Raw genomic sequence first — 23,463 nt, 5'->3', positions numbered from 1 at the left:
TCATCCGCCCGATGCCGTGGCCTCCGTCACGGCGTCGGACAGCACCTCGGCCAAGGGTCTGGGTTTGCCGTAAAGATAGCCCTGCACGCGCTGCACACCCAGGCGACGCAGGCAGAACTCGGTGTCCTCGTCCTCGACGAACTCGGCGACCGTCGCCGCGCCGAATGCCTTCGCCACCGCCACGGAGGCCTGCACCACCGCATAGTCCTTGCCCAGCTGGGCCACGTTGCGCACGAACGAACCGTCTATCTTTATCACGTCCACCGGCAGTTCTCGCAGCCGCGCGAAGCTCTGCATGCCCGTGCCGAAATCGTCGATGGCGATACGGCATCCCAGCGCGCGCAGGTCGGTCAGCAGGTGGCTGGCGGCGGCGGTATTGGAGATGGCCGCGGTCTCGGTGACCTCGAAGCACAGTGCGCTCATCGGCAACGGCGAACCCGCCAGCAGGGTGCGCAGTTCCACCTGGAAGCTCATCGAGGCCAAGCTCTGTCCGGTCAGGTTGATCGCGATCTCCCGGCAATGCGGCAGGGCGGCGGGCGACTTGCGCAGCAGCCGGAACAGTGCGCGCATCACGGCCAGGTCCAGTTCGGCGCCCCGGCCCGCGGCCTCCAGCGGCGCCATGAACCCGGCCGGCGACATGATCTCGCCCCGCTCGTCCAGCAGCCGGCACAGCACTTCGCCGGTGAGCGCACGCGGATCGGCATCGCGCCCGTCCTCAAGCTCGCGGATCGGCTGGAAATACAGGACGACACGCTCGTTGCGAAGACTGGCCAGCGCCTCGGTCGCGTCGTGCAACTGGCGGTGCTGGGTCTGGCGAAGATGGCTGTGGGCCGCATCGTGGTAGCGCGGTCGCAACTCGCCGTGGTGGCGCGCCTCGAAGGCCAGGTGCGACGCCGTCACCACCGCGCGGTCCACCACCCGCGCATGCGAACCGTTGAATGCGGCGACGCCCAGATAGGGCAGCAGGCGGATCGGCCGGCCGCCGACATCGATCTCGGCGTGCTCGACCCGCGCGACCACGCGCTCCCACAGGTCCGGATCGCCCGCGTGCTGGGGCAGCAACGCGAACTGCCCGGTGCCCACGTAGTAGGTTTCCACCAGATCCTGCAGACGGCGTGCAGTGGCGTCCATCGCCTGTGCCTGGGTATCCAGCCCGAAGCCGGCCACCAGCGTGTCGGTCTGGTCGAGCAGCAGGTAGCCCAGCTCGGTACGCGCCAGGGGGCGCGAGACGCGCTCGCGCAGGGCCTTGAGATTGGGCAGGCCGGTGACCTGGTCCCGCAGCGTCTCGGCCGACAGGCGCTCGGCCAGTTCCTGGCGATCCCGATGCGTCAGCCACAGGTACAGCATCACCAGCAGCAGGATGTTGAGCTCGAGGGTGACGTGCAGCAGATTGAAGAAGCCGACCGGGCTGTTCGCATACTCGGCCGTACCGGCCACCATGCCTACCAGCGTCAGCAGCGTTGCGGAGAGAGCCGCCATCGCCCAGTGGGAAGGCAGGCGCAGCATGGCCCAACCCAGCACCAACAGCAGCGCGAAACGGTAATCCATCAATACGAGCTGCGGGTTTGTCCCGCCGGCCCCGAACACCTTACGGACAAGCATGGTTGCCCACACGCTGACCGCCAACCCGGCTGCCAGCACGACAAGCCACAACCAGTGCGACGCATACGCCGTCCGCGGCACGGGATGGCCCCGTTCGCGCCACGCCACCATCACCGGCAGGGTCACCACGGCCACACCAAGTTGCTTGGCGAAGAACATCTGGAAGACCGTGCCCACCGCCGAGTCGGGTGTGGACAGCATGACGATGCTGAAACCCGTCAGGGCCAGGACGAGCGGATACAGCAGCAGACCGATGCCGGCGAAGCGGACCAGGTCCCTCCGCATCACCCGTTGTCCGTCCGGACGCGGCCACTCCATCCAGCGAGCGCATGCCAGACTCCAGCCCAGCGCGAATGCGTACGTGGCCCCGCCCCATAACAGCCCGGCACCCGGACGCCAGTCATTGAAGTACAACTGGCGTACGGTCCAGCCGGCGAACGTCAGCAGGAAGCAACCCGCGACCACCCTGCGATCGCGCTCAAGCAGGGCAATCGCGAACAACAGGCCTGCGTGCAGATGGATGATCGATGCACCATCGGATACCTGGCCGAGGAAATCGATGCGGTAGCTCACGGGAACCTGCTGCAGCAGCAGGCATAGGCCGCCCAGTGCCACGGCCCTGGTGACCCACCCGGCACGCCTCAGGCGCTCGACATGATCGACGCTTGTCATTCCGACCGTCCCCCAGAACGCTGGCGCGACGTTTCTGCGCGGCCGGGCGAGTGTAGCGGACACCGCATGGCGCACAACAGCGCTCCCGGCGTCGGATCGCGCTGGATGCCGGTCACTGCACCACAGCGGCGGGCGCCACGGCCACCGGCAGCAGCCGGGCAGCGATGGGCTCCGGACGCCCGAAGTGGTAGCCCTGTCCCCACCTCACACCCATGCCACGCAGCTGCTCGGCCAGGCTTGCGCTTTCGACATACTCGGCGACCGTGGTCAGACCATGGGCATCGGCCACCGCGATCGCCGCACGGACGATCTCGAGATCGCGCGACTGGCTCTGCATGTTGCGCACGAACTGGCCGTCGATCTTCAGGCTGTCCACCGGCACCTGCCGGAGGCGCTCGAAGTTCTGCATGCCGCTGCCGAAGTCGTCCAGGGACAGCGAGCAGCCGCGTGCGCGCAGATCGTGGAACAGGCGCAACGCCGGCTCCTGGCTCGCGATCACCGCTGTTTCCGTCAGTTCGAAGCACAGTGCGGAGTGTGGCAGCGGCGACTGCCTCAGCAGCTCGGCGAAACGTGCGCGGAACGATGCCGAAGCCACGCTCTTGCCGCTGAGGTTGATGCCGAGCCTGGCGACACCCGGGATCGCGAGTGGGTGCGTTCTCAGCCACTGGAACAGGCACTCGATCACCGCGATGTCCAACTCGGACGCATGACCGCCCGCCTCGAGGTCGGCGATGAACTCGTTGGGGAACAACAGCCTGCCTTGCGCCGTACGCAGCCGGCACAGGACCTCGCCCTGGAACCCCGCCGAAGGCTGGCCGGCCAGGGCGACGATGGGTTGCACGTAAAGCTCCACCCTGCCGGCATGCACGCAGGCCAGCGCCTCGGCAGCGGCGACCAGCCGATGTCGCCGTTCCTGCGCATCAGGCCCGCCCGACGGACTGGGTTCGCAGGGCAATGGATTGTGTTCGCCCACTTCCCGTGCACGCAGGGCGGCGTCGCACGCATTGGCCAGGCATTCGTCCAGTGCCTCCACGCCCGCCCGGTCGCAGGGTGCGACGCCCAGGTACGGACTTACCCGCAGCTGTGCGCCATGCCACTGGAACACGAACGCCTGCAGCCGCCTGAGGATCTCCTCCATCTTCCCGACACTGGCCCCGGCCTGTTCGGCTCTGAGCGGGAGCAGCACGAACTTGCCTCCCCCCATGTGGTACGGACGCGCCAGCGGCACCATTTCCCTGCCGATCTCCCGCAGCAGCTGCGACTGCGCGCGCCAGCCATAGCCTCCCAGCACGCGCTCGACCTGGTCCAGCAACAGGAAGCCCAGTACGGCAGGCCTCTCGGACGATGTGCGCCAGGCCTCGCGCAGCGCGTGGGCATTGTCCAGGCCGCTGCTCGCATCGTGTCGGCACATCGCACGAAGATGGTGGTACCGGTGCTTGCGCTCGCGGTTGAGCAGGAACAGTACGGCGAGGATCAACACCATGAAATTGCATTCGACCAGATGCGCCAGCAGGCCGACGACCTGCGGAGGAGACGCGGCCTGCCCGGCCTGATCGGTCAGGCCATGCAGCAGGACCAGATGCGTCAACGTCAGCAGGGGCATGGAGTACTCGACGCGCCACAGGAGCATCGCGATACCCAGCAGCACGCCCGCCAGCGCACGATAGTCGTAAACCACCTCCACCCACCGCAGGGCCGGCCGCGCTTCCAGCATGTGCGCCGCCAGCACGCTCAGGCAAAGCCAGGTCATCACCGCCACCCAACGACCTCGGAGGGCACGCCGCAAGCGGTCGTCGGTCCACAGCAGCAGGAACGGTAGCGTCACGACGCCCACGCCCACATGCTTGGCCAGCCAGAGTTGTACCGCCGTATTGGCGACGGCAGCAGGCGCTTGGCCATGGGTCCAGGCCACCAGGGCCGACAACAGCGTCCAACCGGTGGGAAACAGGAACAGGCCGACCGCGGCGTAGCGGAAGATCCCCGACACCTTCAGGCGGTGGGCGCCCCGGAAGGGTCCGCCCGCCCAGTGGGCGCACCATTCGGTCCAGCGCCACTGCAGCACCATTGCGACCGCGAACCCGGCCGCATAAGACTCGGTGGGCGCCTCCAGGCGAGCGCGCCACCACCAATGCAGGAAGCTGGTGAGGAAGGCCGTGGCGAGCACGCGACGATCGCCTCCCAGCAAGGCGACACCCAGCAGCAACCCCGCGTGCGCATGCACCAGCGAGGCTTCTCCGCTCAAATACGCATGATGGAAGAAGCGCGCGCTGTATTCGACACCGACACCCTGGAGCAACCAGCAGGCAAACGAGACCACACACGCGTCCACCCACCAAGCGCGACGTCGCGTAACCATCGTTGCGTCTCCTCCCCCCGGGGTGACGCCACTGCGGACAAGCTCCCGCCATCCGCATCGCGCCGGAGCCGACGTTACTCCGCCGTCGACGACAATGCGATAAGCGCGACGCTAATGTGAGTCGGTCATGCGCGCGTCGGCCCTCGCGACCGGTTTCGAGGTGCGGCTGCCTGAGCGGTCCGCACCCGATGCCCGACCTCTACACCTTGGTCGTGCGCGGCCCGGCGGCAGGAGTCACGACGTCGACGCGCTCCGTTCGAAATGCAGCTGCCCGCCCTCCGCACGCACGCGCACGGTATCGCCCGCGCCGAACTCGCCCGCCAGGATCTTCTGCGCCAGCGGATTCTCCAGCTGCGCCTGGATCGCGCGCTTCAGCGGCCGTGCGCCGTACACTGGATCGAAACCGACGTTGCCCAGCAGCGCCAGCGCCGAATCGTCCAGCTCCAGCACGATCTGGCGTTCGGCCAGGCGCTTGGCCAGGTAACGCGTCTGGATGCGGGCGATCTCGCGGATCTGCGCCTTGTCCAGCGGGTGGAACACCACGATGTCGTCCAACCGGTTGATGAACTCGGGCCGGAAGTGCGCCTGCACCACGCCCATCACTGCCGCCTTCATCTGCGTGTAGCTTTCGGGCGTGTCGCCCGAGAGCTCCTGGATAAGGTTGGAGCCGAGGTTGGACGTCATCACGATCACCGTGTTGCGGAAGTCCACCGTGCGGCCCTGGCCGTCGGTCAGGCGACCGTCGTCCAGCACCTGCAGCAGGATGTTGAACACGTCCGGGTGCGCCTTTTCCACTTCGTCCAGCAGGATCACGCTGTACGGACGACGGCGCACGGCCTCGGTCAGGTAGCCGCCTTCCTCGTAGCCCACATAGCCCGGAGGCGCGCCGATCAGGCGGCTGACCGCGTGCTTCTCCATGAACTCGCTCATGTCGATGCGGACCATCGCGTCGCTGCTGTCGAACAGGAACTCCGCCAGCGCCTTGCAGAGTTCGGTCTTGCCCACGCCGGTGGGACCCAGGAACAGGAATGAGCCGCTGGGACGGTTGGGATCGGCCAAGCCGGCGCGCGAACGGCGCACCGCATCGGACACGACCTTGATCGCCTCTTCCTGGCCGATCACACGGCCACGCAGCGACTGCTCCATCTGCAGCAGCTTCTCGCGTTCGCCCTCCAGCATCTTGCTGACCGGGATGCCGGTCCAGCGGCTGACGACCTCGGCGATCTCCTCGTCGGTGACCTTGTCCTGCAGCAGGCGGAAGCCCTTCTGCTCGGCCTCCTGCGCCGCCGCCAGCTGCTTCTCCAGTTCCGGCAGCTGGCCATACTGCAGCTCGCTCATGCGCGCGTAGTCCTGCTTGCGCTGCGCGGCTTCCAGCTCCAGTTTCACGCGCTCGATCTGCTCCTTGATCCTGGTCGCACCGGTCAGGGTGGCCTTCTCGGCTTTCCAGATTTCTTCCAGATCGTTGAACTCGCGCTGCAGCGATTCGATCTCGGTTTCCAGATCGGCCAGCCGCTGCTTCGACTGCGCATCCTTTTCCTTCTTCAACGCCTCGCGCTGGATCTTCAGCTGGATCAGCCGGCGCTCCATCCGGTCCATCTCTTCCGGCTTGGAGTCGATCTCCATGCGGATGCGGCTGGCGGCTTCGTCCATCAGGTCGATGGCCTTGTCCGGCAGCTGGCGGTCGGCGATGTAGCGGTGGCTCAGCGTGGCGGCGGCGACGATGGCGGGGTCGGTGATCTCCACGCCGTGGTGCACGGCGTACTTCTCCTTCAGTCCGCGCAGGATGGCGATGGTGTCCTCGACGCTGGGTTCGCCCACGAACACCTTCTGGAAGCGGCGCTCCAGCGCGGCGTCCTTCTCCACGTACTTGCGGTATTCGTCCAGCGTGGTGGCGCCGATGCAGTGCAGTTCGCCGCGCGCCAGCGCGGGCTTGAGCATGTTGCCGGCGTCCATCGAGCCTTCGGCCTTGCCGGCGCCGACCATGGTGTGCAGTTCGTCGATGAAGAGGATGATCTGGCCTTCGTTCTTGGCCAGGTCGTTCAGCACGGCCTTCAGACGCTCCTCGAATTCGCCGCGGAACTTGGCACCGGCGATCAGCGCGCCCATGTCCAGCGACAGCACGCGCTTGCCGCGCAGGCCTTCGGGCACCTCGCCGTTGACGATACGCTGGGCCAGGCCCTCGACGATGGCGGTCTTGCCCACGCCGGGCTCGCCGATCAGCACCGGATTGTTCTTGGTGCGGCGCTGCAGGACCTGGATGGTGCGGCGGATTTCCTCGTCGCGACCGATCACCGGGTCCAGCTTGCCGGACTCGGCGCGCGCGGTCAGGTCGATGGTGTACTTCTCCAGCGCCTGGCGCTGGTCCTCGGCGTTCTCGGATTGCACTTTCTCCCCCCCGCGCAGACGGTCGATGGCGGCACGCAGCTTCTGCTTGTCGGCGCCGCTGGCCTTCAGCTCCTGGCCGGCGGCCCCGCTGTCGTCCAGCGCGGCCAGCAGGAACCACTCGCTGGCGATGTAGGTATCGCCGCTGTCCTGTGCCAGCTTGTCGGTGACATTGAGCAGGCGCGCCAGGTCGTTGCCGATGGACAGGTTGCCGGCCTGCCCGGTCACCTTCGGCAACGTGTCGAGCGCCTCGCCCAGCCGCTCGCGCAACACGGGCACGTTGACGCCGGCCTGCGCCAGCAGCGGGCGCGTGCTGCCGCCCTGCTGCTCCAGCAGTGCGGTCAGCACGTGCACCGGCTCGATCATGGTGTGGTCGCGGCCCACGGCCAGCGACTGCGCGTCGGCCAGCGCCTGCTGGAAACGCGAGGTCAGTTTGTCCATCCGCATCGGGAGAACCTCAAAGGTAGAAGGGGCCGGCGAACCCGGCCGATGCTACCCAGATGCGGTTAAGCGGCGGTGTTTCAAGGCCTGCTGAGATCCGGGTTCACCGTAGGTGGGCCTTGGCCCATCGTCTTCGCGACACCCGGAACGGCGAGCCTGGGCCCGCCCTACGCCTTCTTCTGCAGGGACAATGCGCCCAGCAGCACCGCCAGCGCGGCGTAGGCCCCGGCGAACTGCCAGAGGATGGTCGCGCGCAGCCCTTCGACGTCCCAGGGCAGGTAGATGCCGCCGCGCGGATCCACCGAGTGGATGATGCCGAAAAGCGTCAGCAGCGCACCCACCAGCAGCGCGACGACCGCGCGTCCGTTGCGGCCGTCGATCATCGCCACCAGCGCGGTGGTCCAGATCATCGCGGTGATGATGAAGCCGTTACCCAGGGTGACGATGGTGGCGAGGTCCGGCAGACCATGCCCATCCACGCCCTCGTACAGGGCGGCGAAGCGTTCCGGCGCGATCCACGCCGGGTTGCCGAACTTGATCGTCAGTAGGTAGGCCACCGACGGCAGGAAGCCCAGCGCCACCGCGATGGCGTGCTTGCGCGGGGTTTCGGTGAAGGCCTGCACGGTGATGTCCAGGCCCACGTAGACGATGATCGGCGCCAGCACCGCCACCGGCAGCCACTGCACCAGGCCCGACACGTAGCCGAGCACGCCGCCGAGGCCGATGAAGATCCCCGTCAGCAGCGTATAGCCCTTGCGCGCGCCCATGTGCTTGTACGCGGGCTGGCCGATGTACGGCGTGGTCTGCGCCACGCCGCCACAGACACCGGCGACCAGCGTGGACACCGCTTCGGCCAGCAGCACGTCGCGCGTGCGGTAGTCGTCGCCCGCGGCGCGCGCGCTCTCGCTGACGTTGATGCCGCCCACGACCATCAGCAGTCCGAACGGCAGCAGCAGCGGGAGGTACGGCACGGTGTAGGCCAAGCCATCCAGCCAACCCAGCGTGGGCAGCGGCAGGGTCAGCGCGAGCGGCACCGCCTCGGGCACTTTGAAACCCGGCGCACCCAGGCCGGCCAGGCCCAGCCCGTAATACAGCGCGGTGCCGACGATGAAGGCCAGCAGCACGCCGGGAATCTTCACCGGCAGCCTGCCCTTCGCCACCAGCACGTACAGCAGCAGTCCGAAGGTGACGAAGCCGACGATGGGCTGCCGCAGCGTTTCGATCAGCGGCAGGAAGCCCAGCAGCGTCAGCGCCGCGCCACCGATGGAGCCCAGCAGGCCCGCACGCGGCACCGCCCGCGTGACCGCATCGCCGAAGAACGACAGCACCAGCTTCAACACACCCATCACCACCAGCGAGGCCATGCCCAGCTGCCAGGTGGCAGTGGCCGCGGCCTGTTCGTCCAGGCCCGCCTGCTTGAAGCCGACGAACGCCGGGCCCAGCACCAGCAGCGCCATGCCGATGCTGGTCGGCGCATCCAGTCCCAGCGGCATCGCGGTGACGTCGTCGCGCCCGGTCTTCGCCGCCAGCCGGTGCGCCATCCACGTGTAGATCAGGTTGCCGACCAGCACGCCCAGCGCGGTGCCCGGGAACATGCGGGTGAACACCACCTCGGCGGGGAACTGGAAGATGCCGATCAGCGCGGCGGCGATGAAACCGAGGATGGACAGGTTGTCCACCACCAGGCCGAAGAAACCGTTGAGGTCGCCGGGGACGAGCCACTTGCCGCTGCGGGTCTGTGAAGTCATTGGAGGAGGAGTGAGTGGAGAAGAGTGAGAAGTGAGTAAAAGCAGAGCCAGGTGCGCGCGGGCTTTCCGCTCACTCCTCACTCCTCCCCACTCACTCCTGCTTTCAGAAGGATACGTCCACGGCATGCCGCGACCACAGCACCGACTGGTGGCCGGTGGCCTGCTTCCACGCCAGGCGGATCGCCTCGATGTCGGCCCGGCGCTGCGGCGTGTCCTCGTGCAGGACCACCAGCACCTTGGTCTTCAGCCGGTTGGGTTCCTTCGCGCCGCGGAACAGCCACTGGCCGTAGGCGTCGAACACGGTCAGGCCATCGGGGAAGCGCGCGGTGACTTCCTTGTCCAGGAAGGCGCGCCACGTCGCCTCGCTGATCGGCTCGGCCTGGGGACGGTCGGCCGGTCCCGTCTCTTCCCCCACGCCGAAGTACAGCTCGCTGCGCACCCAGCCGTTCGCGCTGGCCGGACGCAGCGTATCGCCTTCCAGCGTGGCGGTCGTGGCAGGGGCCGGCGCGCCGGGCGGCGTGGACGCACATCCGGCCAGCGCGAGAAGGACCAGCAACCAGACAACACGATGGGACATCGGGAAGACCTCGTGGAAGAAGGACAGGATGGAGCACGCCGCCGCGGCGGCCATATGACGCGACGGCATAAGGTGATGGACAGCGGAGATGACACACGGCCCGCCGTGGCGACTAATATATCGCTTCATCGCAATATAGCGATAGACTTTATTCCGCCCCTCCCCTCGCCCCACGAGACCCGCATGTCCCACCCCGCCCTTGCTCCACTCGGCGCCGCCATCGTGCTGGCGCTCGCCCTCCCCGCCCATGCCCAGACCGCCCCTTCCGGCGCCACCGACCTGGACGCGGTGATCGTCACCGGCACGCGCGCCACCGACCGCACCGCGCTGGAATCCACCTCGCCCATCGACGTGCTGACCGCCGAGGACATCCGCAAGGCCGGCGTGCTCAACGGCGAGCTCGGCAGCGCGCTGCAGGCGCTGCTGCCCTCGCTGAACTTCCCGCGCCAGTCCAACTCCGGCGGCGCCGACCATGTCCGCGCCGCGCAGCTGCGCGGCCTGAGCCCCAACCAGGTGCTGGTGCTGGTCAATGGCAAGCGCCGCCATACCAGCGCGCTGGTCAACACCGACAGCAAGATCGGCAAGGGCAATACGCCGGTGGACTTCAATGCCATCCCGGTCAGCGCGATCAAGCGCATCGAAGTGCTGCGCGACGGTGCCGGCGCGCAGTACGGCTCCGATGCCGTGGCCGGCGTCATCAACGTGATCCTCAACGACGCGCCGGAAGGCGGGGCCTTCGAAGCCAGCTACGGCGCGCACCACACGAAGGTGGAGCCGATCGACCGGACCGTCACCGACGGCCAGAGCGGCTTCTTCAGCGCGCAGGTCGGCGACCGTATCAGTGATGGCGGTTTCTTCCGTGTCGGTTTGGAATACAAGCAGCGCGAGGGCACCAATCGCGCCGGCCTCGACCAGATCCCGTTCTTCGAGGAGCAGACGCCCGACAACCTGGCGCTGGCAGGCCAGCGCAACTACGTGCTGGGCGATGGCAGCTCGCGCGACATCAACGCGTGGCTCAACGCGGCCGTGCCGCTGGGCGAATCGGCGGAGTTCTATGCGTTCGGCACGTACCACCAGAGCGATACCGAAGGCGCCAACTATTTCCGCTACCCCGATGGCGTGGCGAACTGGAAGCAGGTCTACCCGAACGGCTACCGCCCGATCTCCGAAGGCGACAACCTGGACCTGGCCGGTGTGGCCGGTGTGCGCGGACAGTGGGGCGACTGGGACTACGACGCCAGCCTCAACCACGGCCGCAACGCCTTCACCTACCGCCTGCGCAACTCGCTCAACGCCTCGCTCGGCCCGACCAGCCCGACGCGCTTCAAGACCGGCGATTACGAATCCGGCCAGACCCTGGTGAACCTGGACATCAGCCGCGTGTTCGGCGCGCACACCTTCGCCACCGGCGTCGAGTTCCGCCACGAGACTTTCGAAACGGGTGCCGGCGATCCGGCTTCGTACGCAGCCGGCCCCTATACCGACCGCCCGACCGGCTCGCAGGCCGGGGGCGGACTGACGCCGCAGGACACCGCCGACCTCGACCGCGACGTGTCCAGCGTCTACGCCAGCCTCAGCAGCCAGTGGGGCGAGAAGTTCACCACCGACATCGCCGCGCGCTACGAGCACTACGACGACTTCGGCGGCGAACTGACCGGCAAGCTCGCCGCGCGCTACGAGTTCGCGCCCGCGTTCGCGCTGCGCGGCTCGGTGTCGAACAACTTCCGCGCCCCGTCGCTGAGCCAGATCGGCTTCGAATCCACCTCCACCGGCTACGACGCCTCCGGCCAGCTCACCCAGGGCCGCCTGCTGTCGGTCAACAATCCCATCGCCCGGGCGCTCGGCGCGCAGGACCTGGACCCGGAGAAGTCGCTGAACCTCAGTGTCGGCTTGACCAGCCGCATCGGCGAGCACTTCGACGTGTCGCTGGACGTGTTCCGCATCGACATCGACGACCGCGTGGCGATCACCGAGCGCATCACCGGGGACGCACTGACGGACTTCGTGCTGGACACCTTCGGCGTGCCCGGCGTGCAGAGCGCCAACTTCTTCATCAACGCCGCCGACACCCGCACCCAGGGCGCCGAACTGGTCGCCAACTGGCGACAGGTACTGGGTGAGGGCAACCTGCTGCTGACGGGCGCCTACAGCTACGCCAAGACCGAGCTGAAGAACATCGCCGCCACGCCGGCCGAACTGCTCGCCATCGATCCCGGCTACGTGCTGTTCGGCGTGGAGGAAAGCAACACGCTGACCGACGCCGCCCCGCGCACGCGCGGCGCCTTCACCGCCACCTGGGACACCACGCAGTGGTCGCTGTTGGGCCGCGTGAGCCGCCACGGCAGCGCCAAGCGTGTGTTCAACTTCGGCGGCGGCTTCGAGCCGGAGCAGACCTATGGCGCCGAGTGGCAACTGGATGCGGAAGTCGAGTACCGCGTCTCGCCGAAGTGGAGCGTCGCCCTCGGCGGCCTGAACCTGACCGACGAGTACCCGGACCTGTCGAGCGCGGACATCTCCTACTTCGGCAACCTGCCCTACGACGTGCTGTCGCCCATCGGCAGCAACGGTGCGTACTACTACACGCGGGTGCGCTACACGTTCTGAGTTGGACAGACGTCATCCCGGCGCAGGCCGGGATGACGATCGTGTAGCGTGCGCCATGCGCACGGCCCCGGTATCGCGGACGCACGGTGTCGTGCGCGTGGCGCGCGCTACAGGAACCGCGCGCGCTCCTCCTCCGTCGGCACATGGCACGCAGTGGTGCCGAACAGGCGATAGCGATTGCGCGCGATCCACCGGTACACCGGATCGCGCACGAAACGCGGCACCCACGCGATCACGCCCGCCAGGCGCCATGCTCCGCCCAGGCCGGTCAGCACGCGCTGGATGGCGTCGCTGTCGGTCCACGCGCGCTCGCCGTCGACCAGCAGGAACGATGCAGGGTCGTCCGGATCCAGTCCATGCCCCGCCAGCAACGCGCGACCCACGTCCGTCTGCATCGCCGCGAAACGGTAGCGGCCCTCACGGTCGTGCTTCAGCAGGAAACGCACCCAGCCGTTGCACAGCACGCAGATGCCGTCGAAGACGATGACCGGCACTTGCGGACGGGATGAATCCCCTCTCCCCGCGTGCGGGGAGAGGGTGCCAACGGCGGGTGAGGGGCGAACGGAGCCTGCCACCCATCGCGCCACCGCACAGGCGCAACGCGCGATGCACTGGCGCCCGCTCCCCGTGTCGACAACGAGAAGCGCCCCTCATCCGCCCTCCGGGCACCTTCTCCCCGCACGCGGGGAGAAGGACAGCCATTCACTCGTTGCGTACATCCAGCCAGCCCGCGTAGTGCACCAGCAGTCCGACGAGCGGCAACGAGGCCCACACATCGAACGCGTAACGCTCTCCGTCCGCGGACTCGCGCGCGCCGACGCCGGTGAACCAGCGGGGCGGTAGCGACACGCCGAACACGCCGACCCGGACGACGCGCCAGACTATCGCCTCGTCCACGACCTCCAGCCGGAAACCGAACCTCGCCACGCCCAGCCGCTCGCACAGCACGTCGCCCTCGCGCCACAACCGCGAGGGCATGGCGCGGCCGCCGATGTAGCGAATCCAGCGTTCGTGGTCCGGCGATGCGTCGATCTCGACGCACAGTGGGCCTGCGTCCGCGGGTGGCAGGTGCGTGACCGCGGCGACCAGTCGCGACAGCAGGCCCGATCCGCGTTCGACCTGCACCTTGCCGACGTACCGCTTCAGTCCCTGCGCGACATGCAGCGCGCGCACCGGTTCCGGCAGCGTGGCGAACGCCGGCCCCAGCAATGCTGCGAACAACGGGCTTACGGCTGCATCCACGCCAGCGTGGCGATGCGGCCGCTGCGGCCGTCGCGGCGATGGGAGAAGAAACGGTCGGGTTCGCTGATCGTGCAGAGATCGCCGCCATGGATGTCCTCCACCCGCATGCCGCGCGCGACGAGACGGCGACGCGCGAGCGCAGGCAGGTCGGCCAGCCAATGGCCCGGACGCGTCGCCACGAACGCCGCAGCCGCGCCCGCATCGTGCGAGACGAAGGCGGCGAAGACGTTCTCGCCGACTTCGTAGCGCCGGGGCCCGGCCGCGGGTCCGATCCACGCGACCAGGTCCGCGGCCGGTGTGCGCATGGCCGCCAGTGTCGCCTCCAGCATGCCCTTCGACAGCCCCGGCCAGCCGGCGTGCGCGGCCGCGATCTCGCGGCCGTCCTTCGCCGAGAAAACCATAGGCAGGCAATCGGCCGTCAGGATGGCGAGCACCACGCCGGGCTCCGAGGTCACCAGCGCATCGGCGACGGGCTCCGGTGCAGCGGGATCGGCAGGCACGTCCACGCGCAACACATCCGTGCCATGCACCTGCTTCAGCCAGTGCGGCGCCGACGGCAGGCCGGCCAATTCGGCCAGTTGCGCGCGGTTGCGCGCCACCGTGGCCGGATCGTCGCCGTCGGCCGCGTACTTGTTGCCCAGGTTGAAGTGGTCGAACGGCGCCTGCGACACGCCCGCGCCATGGCGCAACGTGGTGAACGCGTGCACGCCCCGCGGCGCGGGCCAGGCGGCCTGCACGACGGGCGCACGATTCACTTGCGCTGCGCCTGCGTGTCCGCGCGCAGGGCCGCCAGCAGCGCCAGCATGTCGGCCGGCACCGGCGCCGTGACGCGCACCGGTTCACCGCTGACCGGATGGGCGAACTCCAGCGTCTCGGCATGCAGCGCCTGACGGCGGAAGCCGCGCAGCACCGCGATCAGTTCGTCGCTGGCGCCCTTCGGCAGGCGCAGCGGGCCGCCGTACAGCGGATCGCCGACGATCGGGTACTTGATGTGCGCCATGTGCACGCGGATCTGGTGCGTGCGTCCGGTCTCCAGCCTGCACTCCAGCGCGGTATGCGCGCGGAAGCGCTCGCGCAGGCGGTAGTGGGTGACGGCGTCGCGGCCATCCTCGCGCACGGCCATCTTCAGCCGGTCGCGCGGGTGGCGGTCGATCGGCGCATTGGCGGTGCCGCCGGAGACCATCGCGCCCACCACGATCGCCAGGTACTGGCGATGCACGTCGCGCGAGGCCAGCTGCGCCACCAGCGAGGTGTGCGCCGGCAGCGTGCGTGCCACCACCATCACGCCCGAGGTGTCCTTGTCCAGCCGGTGCACGATGCCCGCGCGCGGCAAGGCCGACAGCGACGGGTCGCGGAACAGCAGCGCATTGACCAGCGTGCCGGTGGGATTGCCGGCACCGGGATGGACCACCAGTCCCGCGGGCTTGTCCAGCACGAAGACGTGCTCGTCCTCGTACAGGATGTCCAGCGGGATGTCTTCCGGCTCGGCGTGGGTCTGGGTATCCAGTACCACGTCCAGGCTGGCGGTCTCGCCGCCGCGCACGGGGTCGCGAGGGCGCACCACCTGCCCGTCCAGCAGGGCGTTGCCCGACTTGATCCACTCGGTCAGGCGCGAGCGGGAGAACTCGGGGAACAGCTCGGCCAGCGCGGCGTCGAAGCGTCGGCCAGCGGCGCTGGCGGGCACGATGGCCGTGCGGGGCGTATCGGGGGAATCGGGTTCGGTCATGCGGGAAAACGTCCAGGAAGGCCATGCCGCCGGTCCGTATTGGCCGATTGTTCATGGCGAAGGCGGCGCCTAGGCTATCATCGACAGCCTGTTTCCCTGCCGCGGCCTGCCGCCAGCCCATGACCCAGCGTGCCCTTCCCCGCCTTACCCGCCCCTCCGCGTCCGCCCGTCTGGTCCTGCTGGCACTGGCGATCGCCTTCGCCGGGACCGGCTGCGGCAAGATCTTCAAGAAGAAGGAAGCACCTGAGAACCAGCCGGTCGAGGTGATGTACCAGGAAGCGCACCAGGCCATGGCCAACAACAACTGGGACCGCGGCCTGACCAGCTTCCGCCGCCTGATCGCCCAGTATCCCTACGGCCCCTACACCGAGCAGGCGCTGATGGAAACGGCCTACGCCGAGTACAAGGCCGGCAAGCTGGACGACGCGGTGACCACCATCGACCGCTTCATCCGCACCTACCCCACGCACCGCAACATCCCGTACATGTACTACCTGCGCGGGCTGGCCAACTCCAACCGCGACACGGTGTTCCTGCAGAAGGTGTGGCGCCTGGACGCCAGCCGCCGCGACCTGGCCACGCCGATGCAGGGCTACAACGACTTCAACCGCGTGGCCGAGAACTACCCCAACAGCCGCTACGCCGCCGATGCCCGCCAGCGCATGGTGGCCCTGCGCAACCAGTTCGCCCTGCACGAACTGGACACCGCCATCTACTACCTGCGCCGCGACGCCTACGTGTCGGCCGCCAGCCGCGCCAAGTACCTGCTGGAAACCTATCCGCAGAGCGCGCACCAGAACGACGCCGTCGCCGTGCTGGCCGAGGCCTACACCCGCCTGGGCAACGAGGCCCTGGCCGCGGATGCCCGGCGCGTGCTGGAGTTGAACGACCCGCAGCACCCCTGGCTGGCCGGCAAGTGGCCGGACTATCCGTGGATGGTGCGTCGCCTGAACCCGTTCGCCGGCGAGAAGTCCATCAACACCGCCGAACGCCGCAACGACGACTGAGCGCAGCGCGATCGTCCGGAAGAAAGGGCCTTAGGGCCCTTTCTTCGTTTGGGGCGGGATCATTCGGCCGCGCCGGCCCTGTCCCAGTCGAAGCGCGTCAGTACCGCCAGCTGCTGCGGTTCGATCACGCCGTTGTGCTGGATGCCGTCGATCACCCAGGTGGGGAACACGGTCACGCCGGCCGCCGCGCATGTCGACGTCATCGGCGTGTTGCGCCCGCCGGGCGAGCATTCCACATAGGGCAGCCGGTCCGCCGCATGGCCGAAGCGGCGCTTCTGCTGCCGGCATTCCACGCACCATGAGGCGCCATAGAACTTGGCGCCGTAATCGGACAGGTGCTGGGCCAGCGCCGCCGCACGACGGCTTTCCGGACGCTGGTGCAGCAGCCCGCTCTGATGCACGTGAAGGACAGCCACGACAAGCAGTACCGGCAACGCCTGCACCGCCCACCAGCGCTTCCAGGGCTGGCCGGGCGCGGACACGGGGCGGCGCAGCTGCAGCCAGCCGAACATCGCCGCCAGTACCGCCAGCGAAGCCAGGCAGCCGATGCAGAAGGCGTCGAGCACCACGGCCCCCACTCCGGTGAGGTACACGCTGATCGCCAGCCCCAGCAGCACCAGCCGCCACTGCCGCTGCCACCGCAGCAGCGGCGACGCATTGCGCGACAGCGACACCCAGGCGACCACCGCATACAGGCCGAAGCCCCACAATGCCATCGGCAGGCCCAGCAGCGTGGACCAGCCGCTGCGCTGGATCGCATCGCACCCCCCATCGGCGCCGCAGAACGCAGAGGGCGACCCGCTCCCCGCCGTCCAGGCCAGATAGCCGGTGATCAGCAGGCCCAGTACCGCCAAGGCCAGCATCACCTTGTCAGGCGGTGTGGCCGGACGCGGCGTGGGCGCCGCAGGGCGGTCGCGATGCGGCGAACGCTTTTTCTTCCTTGTCATTCCGGTCTCCGCCGCGCGGCGGCGCTCACAGCGCGTACTTGTTGGTGATCGGGTAGCGGCGCTCGCGGCCGAACGCGCGACGCGAGACCTTCGGTCCGGGCGCGGCCTGGTGGCGCTTCCACTCGTTGATGCGCACCAGCCGCAGCATGCGGTCCACGGTGGCGGCGTCGAAGCCGGCGGCGACGATCTCGTCGCGCGACTGCTCCAGGTCCACGTAGCGGAACAGGATGGCGTCCAGCACGTCGTACGGCGGCAGCGAGTCCTGGTCCTTCTGGTTCTCGCGCAGTTCGGCCGACGGCGGGCGCTCGATCACGGCCGGCGGGATCACCGGCGCGCCGCCCACAGTGTTGCGCCAGCGCGCCAGCGCGAACACCTCCGTCTTGTACAGATCCTTGATCGGTGCGTAGCCGCCGCACATGTCGCCATAGATGGTGGCGTAGCCGACCGCGTACTCGCTCTTGTTGCCGGTGGTCAGCAGCAGGCCGCCGAACTTGTTGCTCAGCGCCATCAGGATCACGCCGCGGCTGCGCGACTGCAGGTTCTCCTCGGTGGTGTCGGCGGGCGTGTCGCCGAACACCGGACCGAGCGCCTCGAGGAAGCCCTTGAACGGCGCCTCGATCGAGATGGCTTCCAGCTTCACGCCCAGTGCCGCGCACTGCTCGGCGGCCAGGTCGTTGGACAGCCCCGCGGTATAGCGCGACGGCAGCCGCACCGCGGTGACGTTCTCCGCGCCCAGCGCGTCCACCGCCAGCGCCAGCACCAGCGCCGAATCGATACCACCGGACAGGCCCAGCCACACCTTCGAGAAGCCGTTCTTCCCGCAGTAGTCACGGATGCCGCGCACGATGGCGCGCCAGGCCAGCGCGTCGCGGCTCTCGTCGCCGTCGTCCATCCACACCACGGGACTGAACTTCCGCGCAGCCGCGTCGAAATCCACCACCAGCCACTGGTCGGTGAACGCCGCCGCCGCCGGGTGCACGACGCCATCGCCGTCCGCCACCACCGATGCGCCGTCGAACACCACCGCGTCCTGACCACCCACCACGTTGAGGTAGGCCAGCGCCATGCCGGTCTCGCGCGTACGTTCGGCAATCAGCGCATCGCGCTGCGCGTGCTTGTCGCGGTCGAACGGCGAGGCGTTGGGCACCAGCGTCATCACGGCGCCCGCGCTGGCGGTGTCGGCCAGCGGCTCGGGGAACCACAGGTCCTCGCAGATCACCAGGCCCAGCGGCACGCCCTTCACCTCGAACGTGCAGGCGCCCCCGTCCGGGTCCACGTCGAAGTAGCGGCGCTCGTCGAATACCGCGTAGTTGGGCAGCTCGCGCTTGCGGTAGGTGGTCTCGACTACCCCGTCACGCAGCACGCTGGCGGCGTTGTAGACCACGCTGCCCGCGCTCTGCGGCCAGCCCACCACGGCGACGATGCCGTGCGTGGTGGCCGCGATCTCCGACAGTGCGGTCTCGCAGTCGGCCAGGAAGCGCGGCCGCAGCAACAGGTCTTCCGGCGGATAGCCGCTGACCGCCAGTTCGGGGAACAGCACCACGTCGGCCCCGTACTCGTCGCGCGCCTCGGCGATCATGCGGCGGATGTTGTCGCTGTTCTGCGCCACCGCGCCGACCGGGAAGTCGAACTGCGCCATCGCGATGCGGAGGATCTGGGTCATGTCGGCCTTCGATGGGAACGAACACCGGCATTATCCCAGACCCCGCACCCGACGCCGCGCGAAAAAAGCCCCGCGGCGTCCGGGACGCACGCGGGGCAGCGCAGGAAGCGATGCGCGAGGCGGGGAATCAGCCGGCCAGGCGGGCGGCGATACGCTGCTGCTCGTCCTTCAGCGCCTGCGGGGTGCGGGCGCCGAATTCCTGCAGGTACTCGCCGAGGCTGGCGAACTCGGCCTGCCAGCCGGCGCGATCGAAGCCGAACAGCAGCTCATGGGCCTCGTCGCTCAGCGCCACGCCGTCCAGGTTGATGTCCTCCGCGCGCGGCAGGTGGCCGATGGGCGTTTCCACCGCATCCGCCTTGCCCTCGACGCGCCGGATCATCCACTCCAGCACGCGCAGGTTCTCGCCGAAGCCCGGCCACAGGAACTTGCCGTCGCCACCCTTGCGGAACCAGTTCACGTGGAAGATCTTGGGAAGCGCCGTCTTCGGCAGCGTCGCATCGGCCTGGCCGAACGACAGCCAGTGGGCGAAGTAGTCGGCGAAGTTGTAGCCGCAGAACGGCTTCATCGCCATCGGGTCGCGGCGCATCACGCCGACCGCGCCGGTCGCGGCCGCGGTGGTTTCCGAGCCCATCGCCGCGCCGACCAGCACGCCATGCGTCCAGTCGCGTGCCTCGAACACCAGCGGCACCAGCGAGGCGCGGCGTCCGCCGAAAACGATCGCGCTGATCGGCACGCCCTGCGGATCCTCGGCCTTGGCCGAGTAGCTGGGGCACTGCCGCGCGGAGACGGTGAAGCGGGAGTTCGGGTGTGCGGCCGGGCCATTGGCCGGGTCGTACTTGCGGCCCTGCCAGTCCAGCGCGGGCGTGCGCGAGTCCAGCCCTTCCCACCACGGCTCCTGGTCGTCGGTGACGGCGACGTTGGTGAAGATGGTGTGGTGGCTGATGGTGGCCAGCGCATTCGGGTTGGAGCTGTCCGAGGTGCCGGGCGCCACGCCGAAGAAGCCGGCTTCCGGGTTGATCGCATACAGGCGCCCATCGGCGCCGGGACGCATCCAGCAGATGTCGTCGCCGATCGTCCACACCTTCCAGCCGGCCTGGCGATAGCCCTCCGGCGGGATCAGCATGGCCAGGTTGGTCTTGCCGCAGGCGGACGGGAACGCAGCGGCGATGTAGTGCGTTTCGCCCTGCGGGTTCTCGATGCCGACGATCAGCATGTGTTCGGCCAGCCAGCCTTCCTGCCGCGCCTGGTGCGAGGCGATGCGCAGGGCGTGGCACTTCTTGCCCAGCAGCGCATTGCCGCCGTAACCCGAGCCGAAGCTCTTGATGGTCAGCTCCTCGGGGAAGTGCATGATGAAGCGGCGGTCCGGGTCCAGCTCGCCGGTGGAGTGCAGGCCCTTCACGAAGGTCCCTTCCCGCTCGATGCGCGCCAGCGCGGCCGCGCCCATGCGGGTCATGATGCGCATGTTCGCCACCACGTACGGCGAATCGGTGATCTCCACGCCGCAGCGCGAGAGCGGCGAGTCGATCGGCCCCATGCAGTACGGGATCACGTACAGCGTGCGTCCGCGCATGCAGCCGGCGAACAGCGCATCCATCTTCGCGTGCGCCTCGGCCGGGGCCATCCAGTGGTTGTTGGGGCCGGCGTCTTCCTGCTGCGGCGTGCAGACGAAGGTCAGGTGCTCCACCCGCGCCACGTCGCTGGGGCTGGAGCGGTGCAGCCAACTGTGGGGGTGGGTTTCCGGGTTCAGGGGCAGCAGGGTGCCGTCGGCCAGCATCTGCTGGGTCAGCCGCGCGTTCTCGGCGTCGCTGCCGTCGCACCAGTGGATGTGGTCCGGCTGGGTGAGCGCGGCGACTTCCGCAACCCAGGCGTTCAATGCGTCCAGCGAACTGCCCTGGAATTCGTTGCGTTTGAAAACATCGACCGCTGCGTTCATGCGCCACCCTCGAAAAGTCAGACCAAAATGATACCAATGTCTTGTCCCTCAGACGAGGAGAACGTCGATGGGCGGTCATCACTGACGCTGGCGCAGGGACGCTTCTTTCTCAGCGCGACCAGAGAACGACCGCCCTACAAGGCTTTCCGGGGTATGTACGGGGTTCCGGGCGCGAAAGATGGAGCTCTGAGGGTGATCGCTCAGGCTCGGAGCGCGATCGATGCGGCGCGACGGGCGGTCGATGGAGCAAAAAGCGCCATCGATGGGGCGCCGAAAGCCATGGATAGCCCTTTGAGCCCCATCGATCACTGTGGGAGCCCCATCGATCGGGCTCGGAAGGCGATCGATGGGGCGCGCCGGGCGATCGATGGAGCAAACAGGGCCGTCCGATCACCTTCCGAGCCCGATCTCCGCCACGGCGCCTACGCCTCGCGCGAGCGCCGGTAGGGATTGAACAGCTGCAGCAGCCAGGGTTTCTGCGCCAGCACCAGGCTGACGCCCACCCGATCTTCCGCCGGCAGGGTGGCGTCCCGGGCCAGCAGGGCGTCGAACTCGCGCGCCACTTCCTCCAGCCGCTGGCGCAGCTGCTTCACCCCGTCGATGCTCAGGCTGCCGCTGAGCAGCAGCAGCGCGTCCTGCTCGCCGTCGAAGGGGTCGGCGAAGTAGTCGGTCAGCAGGGTGTGGCGGAAGTAGCGCTCCATGGGCCCGTCGGCGCGCCAGCGGAAGTTGCGGGCGGTCAGCGCGCGACCGCGGTTGCCCGGCATCAGTTCGATGATGCCCAGCCGGTCCAGCTTCACCAGCAGCCCGGTCCACTGCGCCGTCGTGAAGCCGAAGTGGCCCATCACGTCGTCCTCGCGCCAGCGGTTCAGCGTGAGGAACAGCGCCATCAGCAGCCGCGGGTCGTCCACCAGCGCCTGTTCCTGCGCCTCGCTCAGCTGCGCCATCGCCTTGCGCCCGCGCGAGGCCTCGGCGCTGAGTTCGGCCAGGCCGACATCCAGTACCTCGCAGATCTGCTCCAGCCGCTGCAGGCTCATCGCCCGCCGGGAGAACATGCGCTTGACCGCCGCCTCGCTCATGCGGATGCGGGCGGCGAGTTCACGATAGGTCAGTTCCTGCGCGCGCAGGCAGCGCTTCAGGGCATCGATCAGGTCCACCGAGACGGCCATCGGTAGCGCATTCCTATACCGGGTGTTGCGCGGGAGCTTACCTCGTCGATGCCGGTTGAACCGCCCGGCGTGCCGCGACAAGGCTGCGACACCCTGGAGGAACCCGCATGCCCCGCCTGATCGCCCGCTCGCTGACCCTCGCCCTGGCCACCGTCCTCACGGGCGGCGTGGCCCTCCCCGCGCAGGCCGCGCCGCAGTCCGACGGCGCCAGCCGGATGTCGCAGGCCAGCCTGGAGGCGTCCATCGAAGTGCCGGTGGCGGTGATCCATGCGCTGGGCCATGGCGCCTCGGCGGTGGTCACCGGTGTGGCGGTGGTGGCCGGCAGCGTGGCGGTGACGGTCTCCGTCGCGGCGGCGGGTGTGGTGGGCGCGGCCTCGTTCGTGGTCTATCTGAGCGCGGAAGCGATCAAGCGGCTCGGCATCGCGGTGGGCACGGCGATCAGTGTCGCCGCCGTGGCGACGGGCTGGATCCTCAGTGCGGCCGGTGAAGCGCTGTGCTTCATCGCCAACGATGCCGCCCGACCGCACATCCACAGCCATCGCTACGGCGGGTGAGCGGGCGATGCGCGCACTCGCGGTGTTCTTCATCTTCATCCTCGCGCTGCCGGGGACGGCACGCGCGGGCGATGCCTGCAAGCAGATGGAGATGCCCCCGTACAAGGTGGCCGAGGCCGCGCGTACCGCGCTGCTGGCCGCGCAGCAGTTGGACGAGGTGGACGCACCGGTCGCCCTGATCGCGCGCGTGGGGACCGACCTGTCGAAGCAGGGCCTGGTCTACAGCCATGCCGGGTTCGCGGTGCGCGACCACGCGCACGGACGCTGGACGGTCGTGCACCTGCTCAACGAATGCGGCAGCGACCGCTCCGGCCTGTACGCGCAGGGGCTGGTGAATTTCTTCGCCGACGACCTGGTGAACCAAGACCTGCGCATCGTGTGGTTCGCTCCCGAGGTCGCCGACCGGCTGGCGGTGCGCTTGCAGCAGATGCCGCGCCACAGCCTGCACCACCCGCGCTACAACCTGATCGCCCGGCCCGGCAGCGAGGACTACCAGAACTCGACCGCCTGGATCGTGGAAGTGATGGCCGCCGCGCTCGCCGACCGCGGGATCTACGATCGCCGCAGCGCCTACGCCTTCGCCCGCGGCGATGGCTTCGTGGCGGACACGGTGCACATCGCCTACTCCAAGCGCGTGCTGGGCGGGTTGTTCTCGGCGAACACCGACTTCACCGACCACTCGGTCGCCACCCGGCTCTCCGGCGACTATCCCGTCGTCACCGTGCGCTCGATCTTCCGTTGGCTGGAACGCAGCGGCTATGTCCGCGAGCAGCGGGAATGGCGGAGCGGCGTGCGGCAGCGGGCGATGGGGCCGGCGTGAGCTGCAGTTGTTCACCACACGGG

General features: G+C 68.6%; 17 protein-coding genes. 4 read left to right on the top strand and 13 right to left on the bottom strand.

Going from position 1 to position 23,463, the window contains the following annotated elements:
- The 5 genes from IAE60_RS07580 to IAE60_RS07560 all read right to left on the bottom strand — a co-directional run bounded on the left by IAE60_RS07580 (position 1) and on the right by IAE60_RS07560 (position 9,778).
- Positions 1 to 2,274, bottom strand: a complete 2,274-nt coding sequence (locus tag IAE60_RS07580) for an EAL domain-containing protein (RefSeq protein WP_187574419.1) — start codon at positions 2,272 to 2,274, stop codon at positions 1 to 3.
- 112 nt (positions 2,275 to 2,386) lie between these two features.
- Positions 2,387 to 4,630 carry an EAL domain-containing protein gene (locus tag IAE60_RS07575; protein ID WP_187574418.1) on the bottom strand — a complete coding sequence of 748 codons (2,244 nt, stop codon included), beginning with the start codon at positions 4,628 to 4,630 and terminating at the stop codon, positions 2,387 to 2,389.
- A 234-nt stretch (positions 4,631 to 4,864) separates the two neighbouring features.
- Complete coding sequence (gene clpB / locus IAE60_RS07570; protein ID WP_187574417.1) at positions 4,865 to 7,459, bottom strand: ATP-dependent chaperone ClpB; 2,595 nt, start codon at positions 7,457 to 7,459, stop codon at positions 4,865 to 4,867.
- Positions 7,460 to 7,620: 161 nt separating this feature from the next.
- Positions 7,621 to 9,201, bottom strand: coding sequence for a hypothetical protein (locus IAE60_RS07565; RefSeq protein WP_187574416.1), 1,581 nt, complete (start codon positions 9,199 to 9,201; stop codon positions 7,621 to 7,623).
- 103 nt (positions 9,202 to 9,304) lie between these two features.
- Complete coding sequence (locus IAE60_RS07560; protein WP_187574697.1) at positions 9,305 to 9,778, bottom strand: DUF3574 domain-containing protein; 474 nt, start codon at positions 9,776 to 9,778, stop codon at positions 9,305 to 9,307.
- Between the two features lie 183 nt (positions 9,779 to 9,961).
- On the opposite strand from IAE60_RS07560, the gene IAE60_RS07555 reads away from it, so the two are divergent.
- Positions 9,962 to 12,382, top strand: coding sequence for a TonB-dependent receptor plug domain-containing protein (locus IAE60_RS07555; protein WP_187574415.1), 2,421 nt, complete (start codon positions 9,962 to 9,964; stop codon positions 12,380 to 12,382).
- Positions 12,383 to 12,489: 107 nt separating this feature from the next.
- Here IAE60_RS07555 and IAE60_RS07550 read toward each other — a convergent pair whose 3' ends face one another.
- The 4 genes from IAE60_RS07550 to rluD form a co-directional block, all read right to left on the bottom strand.
- A complete protein-coding gene (locus tag IAE60_RS07550; protein ID WP_187574414.1) occupies positions 12,490 to 12,876 on the bottom strand; it encodes a thiol-disulfide oxidoreductase DCC family protein in 387 nt (128 codons plus the stop codon).
- Positions 12,877 to 13,084: 208 nt separating this feature from the next.
- The gene (locus IAE60_RS07545; protein WP_187574413.1) at positions 13,085 to 13,624 is read right to left on the bottom strand and encodes a DUF4166 domain-containing protein; all 540 of its coding nucleotides are present in this window, start codon (positions 13,622 to 13,624) and stop codon (positions 13,085 to 13,087) included.
- Positions 13,609 to 14,379 (bottom strand): peptidoglycan editing factor PgeF, encoded by a 771-nt coding sequence (gene pgeF / locus IAE60_RS07540; RefSeq protein WP_187574412.1) that lies wholly within the window; start codon positions 14,377 to 14,379, stop codon positions 13,609 to 13,611. Before pgeF ends, IAE60_RS07545 begins: the two co-directional genes overlap by 16 nt.
- The gene (rluD, locus tag IAE60_RS07535) at positions 14,376 to 15,350 is read right to left on the bottom strand and encodes a 23S rRNA pseudouridine(1911/1915/1917) synthase RluD (RefSeq protein WP_187574411.1); all 975 of its coding nucleotides are present in this window, start codon (positions 15,348 to 15,350) and stop codon (positions 14,376 to 14,378) included. Before rluD ends, pgeF begins: the two co-directional genes overlap by 4 nt.
- Before the next feature lie 119 nt (positions 15,351 to 15,469).
- On the opposite strand from rluD, the gene IAE60_RS07530 reads away from it, so the two are divergent.
- Positions 15,470 to 16,357, top strand: a complete 888-nt coding sequence (locus tag IAE60_RS07530; RefSeq protein ID WP_187574410.1) for an outer membrane protein assembly factor BamD — start codon at positions 15,470 to 15,472, stop codon at positions 16,355 to 16,357.
- 59 nt (positions 16,358 to 16,416) lie between these two features.
- Here IAE60_RS07530 and IAE60_RS07525 read toward each other — a convergent pair whose 3' ends face one another.
- The 4 genes from IAE60_RS07525 to IAE60_RS07510 form a co-directional block, all read right to left on the bottom strand.
- Positions 16,417 to 17,304, bottom strand: coding sequence for a vitamin K epoxide reductase family protein (locus tag IAE60_RS07525; RefSeq protein WP_222937218.1), 888 nt, complete (start codon positions 17,302 to 17,304; stop codon positions 16,417 to 16,419).
- 25 nt (positions 17,305 to 17,329) lie between these two features.
- The gene (locus tag IAE60_RS07520; RefSeq protein ID WP_187574409.1) at positions 17,330 to 18,967 is read right to left on the bottom strand and encodes an NAD+ synthase; all 1,638 of its coding nucleotides are present in this window, start codon (positions 18,965 to 18,967) and stop codon (positions 17,330 to 17,332) included.
- 127 nt (positions 18,968 to 19,094) lie between these two features.
- Positions 19,095 to 20,900: a phosphoenolpyruvate carboxykinase (GTP) gene (locus tag IAE60_RS07515; RefSeq protein WP_187574408.1), complete on the bottom strand. Its 1,806-nt coding sequence runs from the start codon at positions 20,898 to 20,900 to the stop codon at positions 19,095 to 19,097.
- 422 nt (positions 20,901 to 21,322) lie between these two features.
- The gene (locus IAE60_RS07510; RefSeq protein ID WP_162108963.1) at positions 21,323 to 22,066 is read right to left on the bottom strand and encodes a helix-turn-helix domain-containing protein; all 744 of its coding nucleotides are present in this window, start codon (positions 22,064 to 22,066) and stop codon (positions 21,323 to 21,325) included.
- Positions 22,067 to 22,173: 107 nt separating this feature from the next.
- On the opposite strand from IAE60_RS07510, the gene IAE60_RS07505 reads away from it, so the two are divergent.
- Positions 22,174 to 22,620 (top strand): hypothetical protein, encoded by a 447-nt coding sequence (locus IAE60_RS07505; RefSeq protein ID WP_187574407.1) that lies wholly within the window; start codon positions 22,174 to 22,176, stop codon positions 22,618 to 22,620.
- Positions 22,621 to 22,627: 7 nt separating this feature from the next.
- A complete protein-coding gene (locus IAE60_RS07500; RefSeq protein ID WP_187574406.1) occupies positions 22,628 to 23,440 on the top strand; it encodes a DUF2145 domain-containing protein in 813 nt (270 codons plus the stop codon).
- The last annotated feature ends 23 nt before the right edge of the window (positions 23,441 to 23,463 follow it).

The organism is Pseudoxanthomonas mexicana (assembly GCF_014397415.1).
GTDB lineage: Bacteria > Pseudomonadota > Gammaproteobacteria > Xanthomonadales > Xanthomonadaceae > Pseudoxanthomonas_A > Pseudoxanthomonas_A mexicana.
This window is presented reverse-complemented; position numbering and strand designations above follow the sequence as displayed.